A 16739-nucleotide genomic window follows, 5' to 3' on the forward strand; every position below is an offset into this window, starting at 1 on the left:
GTAATCAGAGTATCCGTTCATGTTCCCGATGATTCTCATCGCGGCAGCGCTTGCCTTGTTGTTTTGTACGGGGGCGTTTGCAGCTGACGCGACAACTGGCACAACCCCAAGAAGTTTGCTGTCCCAGGCCAAGGGTTTACCGGCGGACTTTGAAGAGCACTTTTTTGATGTGCCGTTGGCAGTACGGGTCGAATTGGACCAGGAGTTTGTCGCCGAGGCGATGATCGTGCTGACCCGTGATGACCGCCTGACCCTGCTGGATTTCACCGATCACGAAGGCAGTGTGATCAAGGACGTCGAGCGTGATAGTTGGGGTGATTACCTCAAGCAGGGCGTGCCGTTGGGCGCCTGCGAAAGCAGCTGCCCGGCGCAACTGCTGGCGGTCCACTACAACCTGGAAAAGTCCCTGGTCACGTTGTTGACCGAAAACGCCGAACGTGAGGGGCAAGAGTCCAAGTATTACTCCCTGCCCTCCGGTGGCAGCACCGGCCTGATCGTACGTAACCAGCTCAACCTCAGCGGCGGCCAGGGCCAGGACCTCGGCGGACGCCTGGGGCTGGACGCCAGCGGCAGCCTGGGCAACTGGAACCAGGTGATGAACATGCAGTTTTCGCGCTTGGGCGGCCCGGACGACGATGCCCTCAACCATGCCGTGTACTCGCTGTATGCCCAGCGCGAAATGCGCGGTGAGTTCCTGCGCCTGGGCTATTTCACCCCCAATGCCGAAGGCCTGACCCGCCAACTGCGCACCTTCGGTGCCAGCCCCGACACCGCCGTCGGCGTGATGTATGGCAGCTCCGACAGCCTGATGATCAGCAACCCCAAGCCGAGCATCTACCCGATTTACGTCACCGCCAATCGCCAGGCCTCGGCGGAGATCTACCGCAACGGCCTGCTGATCAACACCCAAGCCGTTTCCACCGGCCTGCAAAGCCTGGACACGCGGCCCTTGCCCGGCGGCATCTACGAGGTGGAAGTGCGCCTGGTAGAAGACGGCCAGATCACCAGCACCACCCAGGAGTTGGTGTACAAGCCCAACAACTGGCGCAACCTCGACAACCGCTGGCGCTACAACGTATTTGCCGGGCAAGAGAGCAAGTTGCTCAGCAACTGGGACGAACAATCCAGCGGCGACCTGACCGCCGGCGTATCCCTCAACTACCTGGCTCACCCGCGGGTGGTGCTGGGCATGTCCGGGCGCCAGGTCAAGGACAGCATGCAATACGGCACGTCGCTGGACTGGAGCCTGGCCAGTAACGCCAGCCTGTATGCCAACGTCTACCAGACCGACAACTACGGCACCGGCGTCGACTTCAACAGCCTCTACAACTACGGCCTGGGCAGCGTGGTGTTCAACCACACGCGCAGTTGGCTGGACAACCGCAACACCTACGAAACCCTGCCCGACGGTACCCGCATCCGCCAGCGCGATGTGTTCATCGGCCAGACCAGCCTCTCGTCGCTGTCCATCAATCATCGCCTGAGCAACCTGCGTTCCATCAATGCGCGGCTGGCCTACAGCGAAGGCAACAACGAAGGCCTGGGCCTGGACCTGGGCTGGACCGAACGCACCCAATTGTTCGGCAGCGATGCCAACTGGCGCTTGTCGGTGTTCGACCGCCCGGCCAGCTCCAGCACCGGCGACAAACGCAATCGCGGGATCGACCTGAGCGTCAGCCTGGCGCTCGGCAGCCCCGGCGAGCAGTGGTCCGCCAGCATCGGTACGCGAACCTCCCGCGATGGCAAGCGTGACAACAATGGCTCGCTGAGCTACCGACGCGACCTGCAGGACCACGTGCTGCAAAGCGTCTCCGCTACGGTACTGGCCGATACCTACGGCGTGGGCCTGTCGGGCATGGCCAGCTTCCAGAACGACGCGGTCAATGGCGACGGCTTCGTGCAGCGCTCATCGTTCAATAACGAACTGACCGGTGGCCTGAACCTGGACAGTACCTTTGCCTTCGGTGGGCAGAAGATGGTGTTCACCAGCCAATACGCCGGCAGCGGCTCGGGGATGATTGTCGATATTGAAAGCGACGTGGACGACATCGTCCTGCGCGCCGATGACCTGAGTGGCGGCAGCACCGTGCTGCGGCCGGGGCGCAACTTCATCCCGATCACCGCCTACAGGGGCAGCTCGGTCAGCTTCGACTTCGACGGCAACCACGCCCCGGCGGCGAATATCCAGCCACCCCGCACCGCCTACCACTTGAACAAGGGCGGCGTGGACTACCGCAAGGTCAGCGTGATGCGCACCGTCACCGTACTCGGGCGCCTGGTGGACCCCCAGGGCAAGCCGCTCAAGGGCCATCACATCCTCAACCACGCCAGCCGTGGGGTGAGCGAAGTGGATGGGTTCTTCTCCCTGGAGATGAACGCCAGCTCGCCGACCCTCGAAGTGCGCCGCAACAACCAGTTGCTGTGCCAGTTCCGCCTGGATACCGCCAACGCGCGCAATGAAAACGACGTGCTGATGATCGGTGATCTGCGGTGTACGCCGGATACGTTGGCCGATTCCGCTATCACCACACACGTAGCAGGTTGAGTGTCATGACACGTTCACTAATTACCATGAGACCTATCAGCACATTGATCACCCGGTTCGGCAGTGTGGGCGCAGCTCTGTTGTTCAGTACAACGGCGGCTGCATTTACCCAGGAAATTACTGCTGTGTTCAGCCCCGATCCCGGCAACCCGATGGTCAACAAATTCAAGAACACCACGCCCATCAGTACGATCTGCGAATTCCATATTCCGGCACGGTGCAAGGCGCTGGATATTTTCAGTCTTCGAGAACCGACCTTCACCGCCAGCTCCAATGGACCGGTTTTGGCCAATCACGAGGACGACCGTCAAGGGTTTATGGTGCAGGTGCCTTCAGACTGGCGAGATTTGACCGTCACGCATCTTAGAACGGGAGAGACTGAGACTGTACAGATGCGCATTGCAGGTCTGGGTGGGATGTGGAGTGTTTCGCGCCCGCCGGGAGTCTCGGCTTGGGCCCAACCAGGTGTTGGCTGGGACCGTCAATGGCGACAAGCGCCCAGTCCTTGCCAAAGCACCAACCATCTGGCGGCAGGCGTTACGTTTGCCTCGTACTTCTGGCTGGTTCCTGAAGGGGCTGGCATTTGCAATCGAAAGCCCTCGGTGGACATCCCGGTGATGAGGTTCACTCAGCTGGAGTATGCCTATGAGCTCAGGACGCCCAACCCGCTGGGCATGTCCTCCGGCGAATACACCGGTAGCCTCACCTACACGATGGGACCTCGGGGTGATTATGATTTTGGTGATGTGATGATGCCCTCACAAAATTCCATCACCTTCAATTTCACCCTGACTGTGCAACACCAACTTCAGGTCGAGGTTCCCCCCGGTGGCAACCGTGTCGAACTGATCCCTCAGGGCGGCTGGCAGGCCTGGTTGAACCAGGGGCGCAAGCCGGCGCGGCTGTTCCGTGACCAGACCTTCAATATTTCCGCCTCGTCGCGCTTCAAGATGCAGATGGCCTGCGAGCGCGTCATCGGTGACACCTGTGCGTTGAAAAACAACACCGACGGTCATGAAGTACCCCTGGATATCAGCGTCAGCCTGCCCCATGGCTTGAATCGTCAGGATGGCGCAGCCGTGAACCGCCAGCCGCTGCTGTTGAGCGGTGCCGGTACCGAGTTGTTCCAGCCGGGGTTCTACGTCGATCGACGGCCCGGTACGTTGCACTTCGAGGTCACGAAAGACTCCGCCGACCAGATGCTCAGCCGGGGCGGATCGACCTATTCGGGCCAGGTCTCGGTGGTCTGGGATTCAGAAGTATGAGGTGCCGTCAGATGGATGCCGTTGCGGGAAGCGGCAAGAATGTATCGAGGCTGGCAGGGCGGTGTTCGCAGCTTGCTGCCAGTTTGTTATTGGCGTCGCTGGCAATGCCCGTAATGGGTGTGGAGATGAACATCCATGCTGAGTTTCGGCCGGACCCTTCACAGCCGCACTTGAATAAGTTCGAGAACAAAACGCCAAGCGTTGGTTACTGTGCGTCTTTTCCCGCCCAATGTACTGCCTTGAATATATTCAGTCTCAGGGCCGCCATTTCGGCGGATTCCGTTACGCAGATCGCTGCTTTTCATACGGATCAACGCCAAGGCGCGATGTTTAAAGTGCCAACGGAGTGGCAGGACCTGACCGTCGTGCATCGACAGACTCAGGAGACCGAGACGTTAAGGGTACGGATCATGGGTGTCGGCTCGACGTATGCCATCCCCAATCTGGTCAGTCTGGTGGGCGGCGGCGTTACCCCTTTGCAGGCTCACCAGCAATTATGGACCGGCTCCAGTTGGGTTTACCCGCCGCGCACCTGCCTGGGCACAGGGGTGAGCTTGTATGGGACGACAACGTATGGGTTTTTCTGGCGAACACCGGTCGGTTCTCTCTGTGCCAGACAAGCCAGGTTCGATATTCCCACCATGCGCTTAACCAACCTGGAGTTCGCCTATGAACTCATCACGCCCAACCCCTTGGGCATGACTTCAGGGGAGTACGTCGGTCGCCATCAATACACCGTAGGGCCAGGGAAGGACTTTGATTTGGGCGACGTGATGTTGCCCAGCAGTCCTACCCTGACCCTGAACTTCACCCTGGCGGTGCAACATGACCTTAAAGTCGAAGTTCCCCCCAACGGCAACCGTATCGAGCTGGTGCCCCACGGCGGTTGGCAAGCCTGGCTGAACCAGGGCCGTAAACCTGCGCGTTTGTTCCGCGACCAGACCTTCCGCATTTCTGCTTCGTCGCGTTTCAAGATGCAAATGAGCTGCGAGCGGACCATAGGCGACACCTGCGCCCTGAAGAACCCCACCGACGGCCATGAGGTGCCGCTGGACGTCAGCGTCAGCCTGCCCCATGGCCTGAATCGACCGGACGGCAGCGCTGTGAATCGCCAACCGCTGTTGCGCAGCGGCGCCGGTACCGAGCAGTTCCAGCCGGGCTTCTATGTCAACCAACGGCCCGGCACCTTGCACTTCGAGGTTAAGAAGGATTACGCCGACCAGATGCTCAGCCGGGGTGGATCCACCTACTCGGGCCAGGTCACGGTGGTCTGGGATTCGGAGCTCTAAATGAGGTTTACAGCAATGAAACATTTGTTGGCGCTGTGCGCGCTGTGCTGGTTGCCGCTGTCGGCACCAGCGGCCCCCAATATCAACGTGGGGGTGTTTTATGACTACCTGGACGGCGACAAAAGCACCTACCTGAAACGGGTCTTCAATGGCGGCGACAGTACGGCGTTCATCAAGGTGTCGGTGATGGAGATCCTCTACAAGGCCGACGGTAGCTCCGAGGAAGTCGAGCTCCAGAGCAACGCAGAAAACACCGCTCGCGATGGCTTGATGGCCACGCCGGCGCGTCTGATCGTCCCCTCCAATGGCATGCAGGGCACACGCTTGCTGTACCTGGGCGCGCGGGAAAAAGAGCGCTATTTCCGCCTGCGCTTCGTGCCGGTGATGCCGGAGCCCGAGGATGACTTTGCCGTGTCCAGTGAGGCGCGTGAATCCTATAAAGAAAGTCTCTCGGCCGGGGTCACGGTGCTGGCCGGGTTTGGCACGGTGTTCTTCGTGCGCCCCAAAGACACTCGCTTTGCCACCCGTATCGACGAGCAACCCGCCCAATACGCGCTGCATAACGACGGTAACAGCGTCGTGGTGGTGGATCAGTTCAAGGACTGCGCCAGCGGCGATGCCCAGGACTGTCTGCCCGTCACCAAGAACCACATCCTGCCCGGTCGTGCCTTCAGCTTTACCAAGCAGGCCGGGCGTACCTACCGCTTTACCCTGGTTGAGGGCAGCGAAAAAAAACCTTATGAGGTCAAAGGCTGATGCTCAGGAAAAGAGCCCATGGAGCCGGGTATCGCCCGGACAAGGTCATCGCGACGCTATTGCTGTTGATGGTTACAGCGCTGCTCAGTACCCAGGCCCTCGCGATCCGTGAGGAGCAGGTGTTCGATGTGTCGGTCACCATCCCAACCGCCGATTTTTACGTGCTGCCCATCAACCCGGTGTTTCTGGAGCGCGAGCAGGAGATGGCCTGGAACCTGGTGAGTCGCACGCTCAAGCCATTGCGTGAGCACTTCGATGTGAAGAACAGCGGCGGCGGCATCGTCGCGCGCCTGGGGGAGTTGCCGGTGCTCTCCAACGGCCGGCGCCTGATTCTGTTGAATGTCAACTTCAACGGCGAATGGCTGGACTTGACCGACACCCTGGTGGTGCCTGCCGAGGAGGCGCGGGCCGGCAAGCGGGTGCTGTTGGAAATTGCCGCTGTCGAGCCCGAGGACGGTTATACCCCGGGCGACTATTTCGGCAGCGTTCATCTGATCTTCGACGCGTTGCGACCGTGATAACGAGGTGCTTATGAAATACGTTTATGCAGTACTGGGCATGTGCCTGTGGTCCTTCAACGCCCAGGCCGGGCCGGCCATCAACGTCGGCGATTTTTACGACTACTTGAATGGCGACAAGAACACTTACCTCAAGCGCGTGTTCAACGGCGGCACCAGCACCGCGTTCGTCAAGATCAAAGTCACGGAGATGCTCTACAAACCCGATGGCAGCTACGACGAAGTGCCCCTCAAAAGCCAGGCCGACGGCCTCGTGCGCGATGGCCTGATGGCCAGCCCGGCACGCCTGATCGTGCCGGCCAATGCGATGCAAAGCACGCGCTTCCTGTTCATGGGCGAGCGCGATCGGGAACGTTACTTCCGGGTGCGCTACCTGCCGGTGGCGCCGGAAAAGGACGATGACTTCGGCATCAATGACGAAGACCGCGCCGCCTATGAAGCATCCCTGGCGGCGGGTGTGCGGGTGATGTCCGGATACGGTACGGTGTTTTTTGTGCGGCCCGAACACAGCCGTTTTGATACCCGCGTCGAGAACGGCGGGCGCACCTACACCCTGCGCAATGCCGGTAACACCGTCGTAGTGGTGGATGAGTTCAAGGACTGTTCGGTCGCCGACCGCACGGACTGCGCGCCGATCACCAAGAACCATATCTTCCCGGGTCGGGTGTTCAGCTTTGAGAAGCAGGCCGGACGGGTCTATCGGTTCTTCGTGGTAGAGGGCAGCACCGAGAAAGTCGTCGAGATCAGTGGCTGAGGTACGCTGCACAAGGTATGGCCACCCGGTTGCAGATACGGCATCAGCACCGGCGCCATGCCCTTGAGCACCTGCACCGGCAGTGCCGAGGTAAAGGTGAAGTTCTGCGCGCCGCTGCCGGGGACGAAGGCGGTGAGGGTGCCGAAATGCCGGTCGCCGATATAGAACACAAAGGTCGCCGTGCGGTTGATCGACTTGGAGCTGAGCACGCGCCCACCGGCGCCAATCGCTTCGATGCGGTTGTCGCCGGTGCCGGTCTTGCCGCCCATGGCCAGCGGTGTGCCGTCGCCCAGCTTGAAGCTGCCCGACACGCGTTTCGCCGTGCCCGCATCCACCACTTGGGACAACGCCCCGCGCAAGGCGGTGGCGACTTCGCTGGGCATCACCCGCTTGCCTTTGTCGGGGTTGTTGACCAGGTGGGTTTCATAGGGGGTGTCTGCGGCAAAATGCAGGCTGTCGATGCGCAGCGTCGGCTCGCGTATGCCGTCGTTAAGGATCGTCCCCACCAGTTCCGCCAACGCCGCCGGGCGGTCTCCCGAGCTGCCGATGGCGGTGGCCAGGGAAGGCACCAAATGGTCGAACGGGTAGCCGACCGCCCGCCAGCGTTGATGAATATCCAGGAACGCCTCGATCTCCAGCATGGTACGGATGCGACTGTCGCGCGCGCTCTTATGACGGCTCTTGAACAGCCAGCCATAGACCTCCTGGCGCTCGTGCTCGCTGGCGGCGACGGCTTGGGTGAAGGTGGCGTCGGGGTGGTTCAGCAGGTAACCGAGCAACCACAGGTCCAGGGGGTGGACCTTGGCGATATAACCTTGGTCCGGCAGGTCGTAGGCACCGGGGCCGTAGTTTTTGTAGAGCTTGCTCAGGCGCTCGTCGGTGAGTTTTTCTGCGGTTTTGGTGCCGGTCAGGTGCGAGCGCACGAAGCTGTTGAAACTCGCCTGGCTGGCCTGGGGCAACAGGTAGCGGTGCACGGCGGCCAGGCGGATGGCGGTAGGGTGCAGGCCGTCCAGAAAGGTCGCGAGCCGGGCCTGGGTGTCCTTGTTGCGGTATTTTTTCCAGAAGCGCAGCAGGAAGGTCGTGCCTTCGCGGTCGGCGAACTGGGCCAGGTATTCCTGGCGCCGTGGGTCGCTGTCGTCCTTGAGCAACTCGGCACTGTTGTTGTCACCGTGATAGGTGCTGTAGCGCACCAGGTCGCGCATCAGGCGAATGAACGGCAGGTTGATCGACTCGCGCAGGGCGTCGCGCAAGGTCGGGTTGCGGCCGTTGTCTTCATTGCGAAAGTTATGGAAGCGATGCAGGCCGCCACCGGTAAAAAAGCTTTCGCCGGGGCTGGCGGAATATTGCCGGTCGAGCGCGGCGTCGAGCATTTTCGACAGGCTCTGGTCGCGGTTTTGCGTCAGGTAGTCCACGGCCCAGCGCGACAAGCGGTCCTGCTCGTCAATCTCGACTTTCTTCAACGCGGCGGGCGTCTGGCCGGCATAGCGCTGGTGCAACTCGCTGATGATTTGCAGGTAGGTGGTGAGCACCCGCAGCTTGGCGGTGGAGCCCAGTTCGAGCTTGCTGCTCTCGTTGATATCGAAAGGTTGGTCGGTGTTGTCGGTCTGCACCCGCACCCGCGCGCCGTCGCCCGTCATCTCGTATAGCGTGAAGCTGTAGCGCACCTGAGTCGTGCTGGCGGGTGTCAGCAGGCGCGGGCCGAGCAGGCCGAGTTGCCCGGCGAAGGCCGGATCGGCCAGGTGCTTGAGGTAGGCGGTGGTCTGGGTTTGCAGGTCATTTTGCAAGGTGCTGGTGGCGCTCAGGTCCAGGCGATCAAGGTCATACAGCGGGCGGTTGAGCAGGGTGGCTAGACGGTTGCGGGCCACGCTGATGCCTTTGTTGGTTTCAATCGGTTGGATCGTCGGTTGCTGCTGCCAGTCGCGGTAACTGACCTTGCTGGCCAGGGCCGCCTTGGCCAGGGCAGGGGCGATGACGCTGTTTTGTTCCAGCAGGCGGATATGGCTGTCGGTCAGGGTCGCCAGCTCCGCGTGGCCTTTGGACAGGTAATGGGAAGGCCGGCGCTGGGCGATCATCAACGACAACACTTCGCGCAGGGCCAGGCCCTTTTGCGCGAGGTTCTGCGGGCTGTTGTCGGCGAGCAGCGCATTGGTGCGGTTGAAGTCGGCGCCGTACCACACCCGCAGACCGTCGGCCATACCATGCACTTCGCCGTGACCGGGCACCGCAGACAACGGCACGCTGTTGAGGTAGTCGCGCACGATGTTCTGGCGCGCCTGCAAGGTCTGCGGGCCGTCCTGATAGGCGCGCACGCTGGCGGAAAACATCTGGCGCAGTTTCTCGCCGCCCGACAGCGTCAACCCATCAGGGGAGTGGCGGTATTTTTCCAGCTGGGTGGCCAGGGTGCTGCCGCCGGCCGTCTGTCCGGGCAAATGCAACAGCTTGGCCACTTGCGACCACGCCGCCTTGGCGAACCGCGGCCAGTCCACCGCCGGGTTGGCCTGGGGGTGTGCCGGGTCGAGCAGGTCGCGGTTTTCGATGAACAGCAGGCTGTTGACCACCACGGGCGGGATCGCGTCGAAACGCTGGTAGGACTGCTGTGGATAGATGAACTGGTACAACGGCTCGGCGCGGCAGTCGCTGATCGACAAGCCCGCCTGGATTTTCTCCGTGTAGGGCACGAACAGGCCGCGCTCGACATAGGTCATCAAGGGCGCGGAGAAGCGCACCTGGCTCTGGATCAGGTAGTTGCGCTTGAGCAGGCGCGGCAGGAACTCATCGAGGTCACTGTAACCCAGGCGTTTGTCGAACGGCCCGGCACCGGGATAAACCAGCGCATCGCTGGGGCCGGGTTCCAGGGTGTAGGTCAAGGTCGCGGCCAGGCGGCTCAGTTCCCGGGCCTGCCAGTGCGACGTGCGCATTTCGCGCTGGGCGGCAAAGCCCGCAGCGATCAGGCCGATCACCAGCAGCAGCCATACCATTCGCCACCTGTACAACGGTTTGCGGGGGCGTCGTGGCAATGGCTGTTCGTCCATGCTGTCGGTGGGAGCCGCAGCCTCGGTTGAATCGGTTTGCCATAAAGCGCCCATAGTCGATTGATCCATCCCTGCAGATTGATCGGACTTGACTGAAGCTTAGACGCTGATTGGCGCTGTCGAGGAAATTGTCTGCAGTGAGGGCGGGCGGGTGCATACCCGGTTACCACAAATGGGCGCGGGACTGCCCCTACCGTTCAGGGCTTATCGGACCGATTCCAGCGTCCGTACAAGGAAGTCCAGCCCATGCCTGAAACACCTTCATTGCGTCGTAACCATATCGAGCAAGTTCTCACGCTGTTTTCCAACGCCCCCACCCTGCGGGAGGTGGCGATCACGCAGGTGCAGGCCACACTCGATCGACGTTTCCCAGCCTTCAACCTGCTGGCCGAACGGGTGGCCATCGGCACCCCGATGCAGGCCGACCAGTACCACTACAGCCTGCTTGCCGATGAGGTGATGGTGCGCCTGACCAGTGCCCGGCCGATGCGGTATATCGAGGACTACCATCAAGTATGCCTGCGTCAACGAGAAATCCATGTGCCCGGTGGCCCGCCCTTGGCGGCTATCGAGCAGGTGGTCAACCAGCTCGGGCCGAACCTGTTGCAGGCCTGGCTGGAGCGGCTGGAAGCATGGTGGCGGGCAACGGTGCCGGTGAACACCACGCGATGGGCCTACCTGTCCGATGACTGCCTGGCCTTGTTGTATGACAGCCAGAAACCGCCGGGGATGGATGAGCAGCAATTTGCCCGGTTATTTCCCCGCACGGCGTTACGCGCCAGTCGCCCGGATCGCGAATGGAGCCTGCACGGCGCAACGTTGCAGGTCCAGACCGTACATGTCAGGCCGCAAGGTTCACAGACCTCGGAAATGCTGCCGCTGCTGATCCTCGCCCATCGGTTGCCCGGTGCCGAGCTGCCTGCCTTGCTGCTGTTCAGCCCGGCGACCGGCCTTCACCCGCTCGCCCGCCTGGAGGACATCGAGCCATTGATTCCCGACTACCTCAGCCAGCGCCTGGCCGGCCCGACGCTCGAGTGGTTTGTCCAGGTGCCCTGGGGGGATCCATTCGATGCGCTGGCCGCCAGTTATGCCGAGCGTCAGCGGGCGGATGTATTGGCCATCGACCTCACGGTGCCCCGAACGCCCGCGCAGTTTCAGCACATGCTCGACTATGTGACTGATCCTTCGCGCTGGTTTGAGTCAGTCCTGACCCCGTTTCAACTGCGCTTGCAGGACCAACTGCCGCTGTGGCTGATCCATGCGTCGGCGGCAGACAGCCTGGCGTACGCCCGTGCGCTTCAGGCACTGGTCGTGGCGCAGGCCGCAGCCGGCGGGCGTAGCTTTGTTGACGGCATCGCGCCGCTGCGTACCTTTGCCGCACAGGCTCTGAAGCAATGCCTGCGCAAGGATCGCCGGGCCGACGGCATCGAGCCGGAAGACATCGAACTGACTTACCACATCGTGACGGCGGCGATGACGCCGGGCGGGTTTGCCACGGGCGAGGTGCACCCGGTGAGCCTGAGCCTTACGGACCTGGCCTTGGCGAACCTGGGTGGTTTTCCCCATTTGCCGTCGTCGATCCACCTCAACGGCAGCCCCGCCCCCGACTGGCTGACGGCAACGTTGCTCAAGGGGTGTGTGACCGAGGTGGATATCGGGCAAACCTACCCGGCGCTGCTCCAGCAAACGCTGGTGGACGACGCGGCTGAGCGGCAGCGCCGTGAAGGGTTGTTCACCCGGCAGGTCCGTGCACAACTGCCGCTGCTGGCGTTGCAGATGAAGATCAAGGGCGAGCACGGCTTGACCGAGGCCGGTTATCGCCTGGTGCAGGCGGCCGTGATGCAGCAGCCAGAGGCGGCGTTTTGGCCGTTGGCATTCGAGGCCACGCCGACCTCATCGCCGGATGCGGTGGTCAATCTGTATGTGATTGGCCCCCGGCAGTCCGAGGAGGGGCCGCATCTGCTCTACCAGCCCTTGTTCAGTCCCTGCCTGCGTGAATTCGCAACGGCTCAAGCCTTGTTCGATGCGATCAAGGCTCCCGGCGAACTGCAGGACACGGTACTGGCCTGGCTCCCCGCGACACGCCAGGCGGTGTATGCCAACGGCGGTTTCGAGGAACCGCATGTGCGGCGCTTCCTGGCCGGCGATGAGTTCAGCGTGCCCGAGCGCCCGGCGCCGGCGCGCTTGAGCAAGCAACCGCTGGCCGCTGACCCGCTGCCTCAGGTATTTGCTTCCACGGTCCAGGCGCTGGTCAGTCTGGCCCAACGCCAATCGGTGTCCAACGCCGAGCAGCGCTGGGCGACGTTGAAGGAAGGCGGCTGGTTGCTGTTCAACAGCCTGTTGCCGTTCCTCAGGGGACCGGTGGCGTTGGTGGGATGGATGGTTCAGGTGATGGACAGTGTTCAGCAGGACGTGCAGGCCATCAGCGGCAACCAGCCGGCCTTACAGGCATCGGGTGTGATGGACCTGTTGAGCAACCTGGTGCTGATACTCGCGCACCGGGCTTCGCCCCACGAGTGGCCGTCGACCCTGGACCTGCAACACCCGGCGTTCGAGCCGATCCCCCCGAGGCTCGCGCCGGCAACCCTGGTGCGTGGCCCACTCGACGTGCAACTTCGCGCCCCCGGTGGCTGGAGCAATGCCCGCGACACCCTGACAGCGGATTTGAAAACCCGCCTTGAGCAGCTGAGTCTCAAGGCCTTTGCCCTGCCTTGGCCGGTACGTTTGCCCGGCGCGCAGGTGGGCGGGCGGCTCAATGGGATGTTATTCAACCCCGCCACGCAACCGCCGCAGTGGCAGGTGCTGGTACGCGGTCATTTGTACCGGGCCAGGGTCACGGACAACAGTGTGCGGATCATCAGCGCCGATGGTCGTGTGTCCGGGCCTTGGCTCAAATTGGTGGACAATGTCTATTGGGACGTGGATTTGAGCCTGCGTCTGCGCTTGATCGGCGGGCAGCCCGATACACCGGTGGCAGGGGCGGACACTGAGTCGCGTCACGAGCAATTGGAGCGGGACTATCGTCAATACGGCCAGCGTCGGGAAACCGCGAATCGGGCCATGGTCGTGGCCTACACCCTCAAGACCAGTGATGCCGCCAGCGTCACCGACCAGCAGCGCGCCACGGCGAGCAGTCGTTATACCCAGGAGTTGCAAAGCAAGCTGGAGGCTTCGTTGCTGGAACTGCAATGCCTCAAGGCGCTGCAACTGCTCAAGCCCCGAGCGGGCTATGAACGTGAACTGTCGACGTCGCTCGAGGGGCTGATCCTCAGCCTGCGGCAACTGCTGATGCACGCCCGGGCAACGACCGTCGCCATCAATGCCCGATTGGTTCCGGTGCTGGACCGGGTGCAATCGCTGAGTGAGGACGAGGCCACCTGGGACGTCAATCAACAGGCCCACCAGGTGTTGATGGAAGGGCTGCGGCAGTTGGCTGACAGCAACGAAAATGCGATCCGCTGGCGTACTCAGGAACTCAACTTGCTGCAAGAGCTGGAAGCGGTTCCCAAGTTCGGGCGGGACAGGGCCCAAGCTTTGCGGCAGAGCGAGTTGGTTGGGCCGACGGTGCTGGAACTGCAGTCGTTGCAGGTGACGGCCCTGTGGGCGGTGGCGCTGAAGACCGAAGGGCCGAGGCTGGATGAAGATTTTTTCCAAAGCCTGGACGACACCATTCAGCGCGCGCGTTGGGCCAGTGGGTCCCAGGCGCAACTGGACGAATTGGCGCCCCATAGCACGGAGTTACGCATCGAGTTGCTGGAGAGCTTCAACCGTGTCTACGCCCAGACCGATGACCGCATCGAATTCTGGCGGGCCATGGAGCCGGATAAATTCCATCTCGGTTACCTGGATAAGTTGCAGCAGCTGTTCACCCAACTGCACGCTGAGGTCGAACGCGAGCTGTCTGCGGCCCTGATGCCCGCGAACCCTGCGCCACGCCCGGTGCCGGCACCTCGTGCACCGCGCAAAAATATCATTCGCACACGCAATCAGGGTTTGTATGTCGCTCAACTCAAGATGACGACTGGCGAACAGCCGACGCAGGTGGCAGAGGTGTTGGATGCCCAGAACAGCGTGATTGCCTCGTTCACCCCGGCCGCCGATGGGATCTGGGAACCGGTCGAGAAAGCGGCTCCCCGGCGTGCAGGTTCAATGCCCAGTCTCAATCGCTTGATTGAGCAGGGCCAGGCCTTGCGGGCTGCGGTGGAGCAAGCCATTGGCGAAGTTCTGAAAATGGCGCGCAGGGCCAACGAACCGCAGTCGCTGCAGGACATCCTGGAACAGCGCGCCGACAAGTTGCGCCAGTGTGCCGAGGCCATCCAGCGACACCTTCAGCACAGCGAGCCGGCGCGCCTGGCTGCCACCCAGCGGGCGCGGGCCAGGACCGAAGCCGACGCACTGCGGGCTGCTGCCAGTCGTTTATCCGAGCAGGGCCTGCAGGCTCGATTGAATGCGATCAAAGCGCGCCTGCCCACTCAGTCCGGGGTGGACGTGCTGGTCAGCCATCATGAGGCGAATATTTTCCGGCAGGGCGGGCGTGTCGCTCTCGCCGCACGCCCCAATGATTGGTTGCAGGCTTATGGGGTGGTGGATGTACACACGCGCCAGCCCCTGTGGTACGCGCATTTCCACTATGAACGCCAGGCGGGGCCGGACGACCATTTCACTGCGGCGCACCTCAAGACCCCGGAGCAACACCGCATGGGCAAACAAACCCAGGCCCAGGCGCAGGCCCAGGCGTTTGCCAGCATCCAGGCCGGGCAGGGCGGGCGGGCCTCGCAGGCCCTGGAGATCCATCGTGGCGAAATCAACCTGCGCATGGCGCGCAAGTTGTTCTTCGACGCACCGCAGTGGAGGCGTGACGAATAGGCGCGGCTTGAAATGACGCACCATTGCCGTGCGATACTCCAACCGCGCAATCGGAGTTTTCCGGGAATTCCCGCTGAATATTGCCGTTTATAGAGTGAAAATCACTGGGTTGAGCTTTTTATACTGCACCCCCCTGATCTGGCCCGGCCAGACCGTTTGACCCAAAAGGTCAAGCGGAGACGGCACCCCATGGCGCACCCGCCGTGGCGTGCCGGACTCGGAGGCTCATATCCAATAACAAGACGAGGTTGTATCCCTATGCCAGTCGGCAACCACCTGCCCCATGGCGAGACCGCTTCGGGCGGCCCGCTCAAACGCGAACTGGGCGAACGGCATATCCGCCTGATGGCGCTCGGCGCCTGTATCGGTGTCGGCCTGTTCCTTGGCTCGGCCAAGGCCATCGAAATGGCCGGCCCGGCCATCATGCTCTCCTACATCATCGGCGGCCTGGCCATCCTGGTGATCATGCGCGCCCTCGGCGAAATGGCCGTGCACAACCCGGTCGCCGGCTCATTCAGTCGCTACGCGCAGGATTACCTCGGCCCGTTGGCGGGCTTCCTGACCGGCTGGAACTACTGGTTCCTGTGGCTGGTGACCTGCGTGGCGGAGATTACCGCCGTGGCCGTTTACATGGGCGTGTGGTTCCCCGACACACCGCGCTGGATCTGGGCCCTGGCAGCCCTGATCAGCATGGGTACCATCAACCTGATCGCAGTGAAGGCCTTCGGTGAATTCGAATTCTGGTTCGCGTTGATCAAGATCGTCACCATCATTGCGATGGTGATCGGCGGCGTCGGCATCATCGCGTTCGGCTTTGGCAACGACGGCGTGGCACTCGGCATTTCCAACCTGTGGACCCACGGCGGCTTTATGCCCAATGGCGTCCAGGGCGTGTTGATGTCCCTGCAAATGGTGATGTTCGCCTACCTGGGCGTAGAGATGATCGGCCTCACCGCCGGGGAAGCGAAGAACCCGCAGAAGACCATTCCCCGCGCCATCGGTTCGGTGTTCTGGCGCATTCTGCTGTTCTACGTGGGCGCGTTGTTCGTGATCCTGTCGATCTACCCATGGAATGAAATCGGCACCCAGGGCAGCCCGTTCGTGATGACTTTCGAGCGCCTGGGCATCAAGACCGCCGCCGGCATCATCAACTTCGTGGTGATCACCGCAGCGTTGTCGTCATGCAACGGCGGCATCTTCAGCACCGGGCGCATGCTCTACAGCCTGGCGCAGAACGGCCAGGCACCGGCCGCGTTCGGTACCACCTCGAGCAACGGGGTACCGCGCAAGGCACTGCTGTTGTCGATTTTTGCCTTGCTGCTGGGCGTGTTGCTCAACTACCTGGTGCCGGAGAAAGTCTTCGTCTGGGTCACGTCCATCGCCACCTTCGGTGCGATCTGGACGTGGGTCATGATCCTGCTGGCGCAGCTCAAGTTCCGCAGCAGCCTGAGCCCGGCCGAACAGAAAGCCCTCAAGTACCGCATGTGGCTGTATCCGGTCAGTTCGTACCTGGCCCTGGCGTTCCTGGTGCTGGTGGTGGGCCTGATGGCGTACTTCCCGGATACCCGCGTGGCGCTCTATGTGGGACCGGCCTTCCTGGTGCTGCTGACCGTGTTGTTCTACGTGTTCAAGCTGCAGCCGACCCAGGTCGCCCAGGGTTCACAGCCGTCGGCGTGATCCCTTGAGCGCGGGCCGGCCTGTTTCGCGACAGGTC

At 62.1% G+C, this 16739-nt stretch carries 9 protein-coding genes; 8 read left to right on the forward strand and 1 reads right to left on the reverse strand.

Annotated elements, in window-relative coordinates; all coding sequences use genetic code 11:
• Window positions 1-19 precede the first annotated feature (19 nt).
• The 6 genes from M2397_RS02155 to M2397_RS02180 all read left to right on the forward strand — a co-directional run bounded on the left by M2397_RS02155 (window position 20) and on the right by M2397_RS02180 (window position 7127).
• A complete protein-coding gene (locus M2397_RS02155) occupies window positions 20-2545 on the forward strand; it encodes a CS1-pili formation C-terminal domain-containing protein (RefSeq protein WP_259242197.1) in 2526 nt (841 codons plus the stop codon).
• Between the two features lie 5 nt (window positions 2546-2550).
• Window positions 2551-3810 carry a hypothetical protein gene (locus M2397_RS02160; RefSeq protein WP_237683035.1) on the forward strand — a complete coding sequence of 420 codons (1260 nt, stop codon included), beginning with the start codon at window positions 2551-2553 and terminating at the stop codon, window positions 3808-3810.
• A gap of 365 nt (window positions 3811-4175) precedes the next feature.
• The gene (locus M2397_RS02165; protein WP_259242198.1) at window positions 4176-5099 is read left to right on the forward strand and encodes a hypothetical protein; all 924 of its coding nucleotides are present in this window, start codon (window positions 4176-4178) and stop codon (window positions 5097-5099) included.
• Window positions 5100-5114: 15 nt separating this feature from the next.
• Complete coding sequence (locus M2397_RS02170) at window positions 5115-5855, forward strand: molecular chaperone (RefSeq protein ID WP_131697414.1); 741 nt, start codon at window positions 5115-5117, stop codon at window positions 5853-5855.
• Window positions 5855-6373 (forward strand): CS1 type fimbrial major subunit, encoded by a 519-nt coding sequence (locus tag M2397_RS02175; RefSeq protein ID WP_237683036.1) that lies wholly within the window; start codon window positions 5855-5857, stop codon window positions 6371-6373. Before M2397_RS02170 ends, M2397_RS02175 begins: the two co-directional genes overlap by 1 nt.
• Window positions 6374-6386: 13 nt before the next feature.
• A complete protein-coding gene (locus M2397_RS02180; protein ID WP_131697413.1) occupies window positions 6387-7127 on the forward strand; it encodes a molecular chaperone in 741 nt (246 codons plus the stop codon).
• On the opposite strand, the gene M2397_RS02185 is transcribed toward M2397_RS02180, so the two are convergent.
• Window positions 7070-10213, reverse strand: coding sequence for a transglycosylase domain-containing protein (locus tag M2397_RS02185; RefSeq protein WP_259242199.1), 3144 nt, complete (start codon window positions 10211-10213; stop codon window positions 7070-7072). The two genes, M2397_RS02180 and M2397_RS02185, sit on opposite strands and share 58 nt — an antisense overlap.
• A gap of 192 nt (window positions 10214-10405) precedes the next feature.
• Here M2397_RS02185 and M2397_RS02190 point away from each other — a divergent pair, with 192 nt between their 5' ends.
• Together M2397_RS02190 and M2397_RS02195 are read left to right on the forward strand one after the other, a co-directional pair.
• Window positions 10406-15025, forward strand: a complete 4620-nt coding sequence (locus M2397_RS02190; protein WP_259242200.1) for a hypothetical protein — start codon at window positions 10406-10408, stop codon at window positions 15023-15025.
• 258 nt (window positions 15026-15283) lie between these two features.
• Window positions 15284-16702 (forward strand): amino acid permease, encoded by a 1419-nt coding sequence (locus M2397_RS02195; protein WP_131697410.1) that lies wholly within the window; start codon window positions 15284-15286, stop codon window positions 16700-16702.
• Window positions 16703-16739: the final 37 nt, after the last annotated feature.

It is taken from the genome of Pseudomonas sp. BIGb0381, from assembly GCF_024809815.1.
Taxonomy (GTDB): Bacteria; Pseudomonadota; Gammaproteobacteria; order Pseudomonadales; family Pseudomonadaceae; genus Aquipseudomonas.

Coding starts and splice junctions, on each gene's coding strand:
- M2397_RS02155 (WP_259242197.1), top strand. CDS start 20: ATGTTCCCGATGATTCTCATCGCGGCAGCGCTTGCCTTGTTGTTTTGT.
- M2397_RS02160 (WP_237683035.1), top strand. CDS start 2,551: ATGACACGTTCACTAATTACCATGAGACCTATCAGCACATTGATCACC.
- M2397_RS02170 (WP_131697414.1), top strand. CDS start 5,115: ATGAAACATTTGTTGGCGCTGTGCGCGCTGTGCTGGTTGCCGCTGTCG.
- M2397_RS02175 (WP_237683036.1), top strand. CDS start 5,855: ATGCTCAGGAAAAGAGCCCATGGAGCCGGGTATCGCCCGGACAAGGTC.
- M2397_RS02180 (WP_131697413.1), top strand. CDS start 6,387: ATGAAATACGTTTATGCAGTACTGGGCATGTGCCTGTGGTCCTTCAAC.
- M2397_RS02185 (WP_259242199.1), bottom strand. CDS start 10,213: ATGGGCGCTTTATGGCAAACCGATTCAACCGAGGCTGCGGCTCCCACC.
- M2397_RS02190 (WP_259242200.1), top strand. CDS start 10,406: ATGCCTGAAACACCTTCATTGCGTCGTAACCATATCGAGCAAGTTCTC.
- M2397_RS02195 (WP_131697410.1), top strand. CDS start 15,284: ATGCCAGTCGGCAACCACCTGCCCCATGGCGAGACCGCTTCGGGCGGC.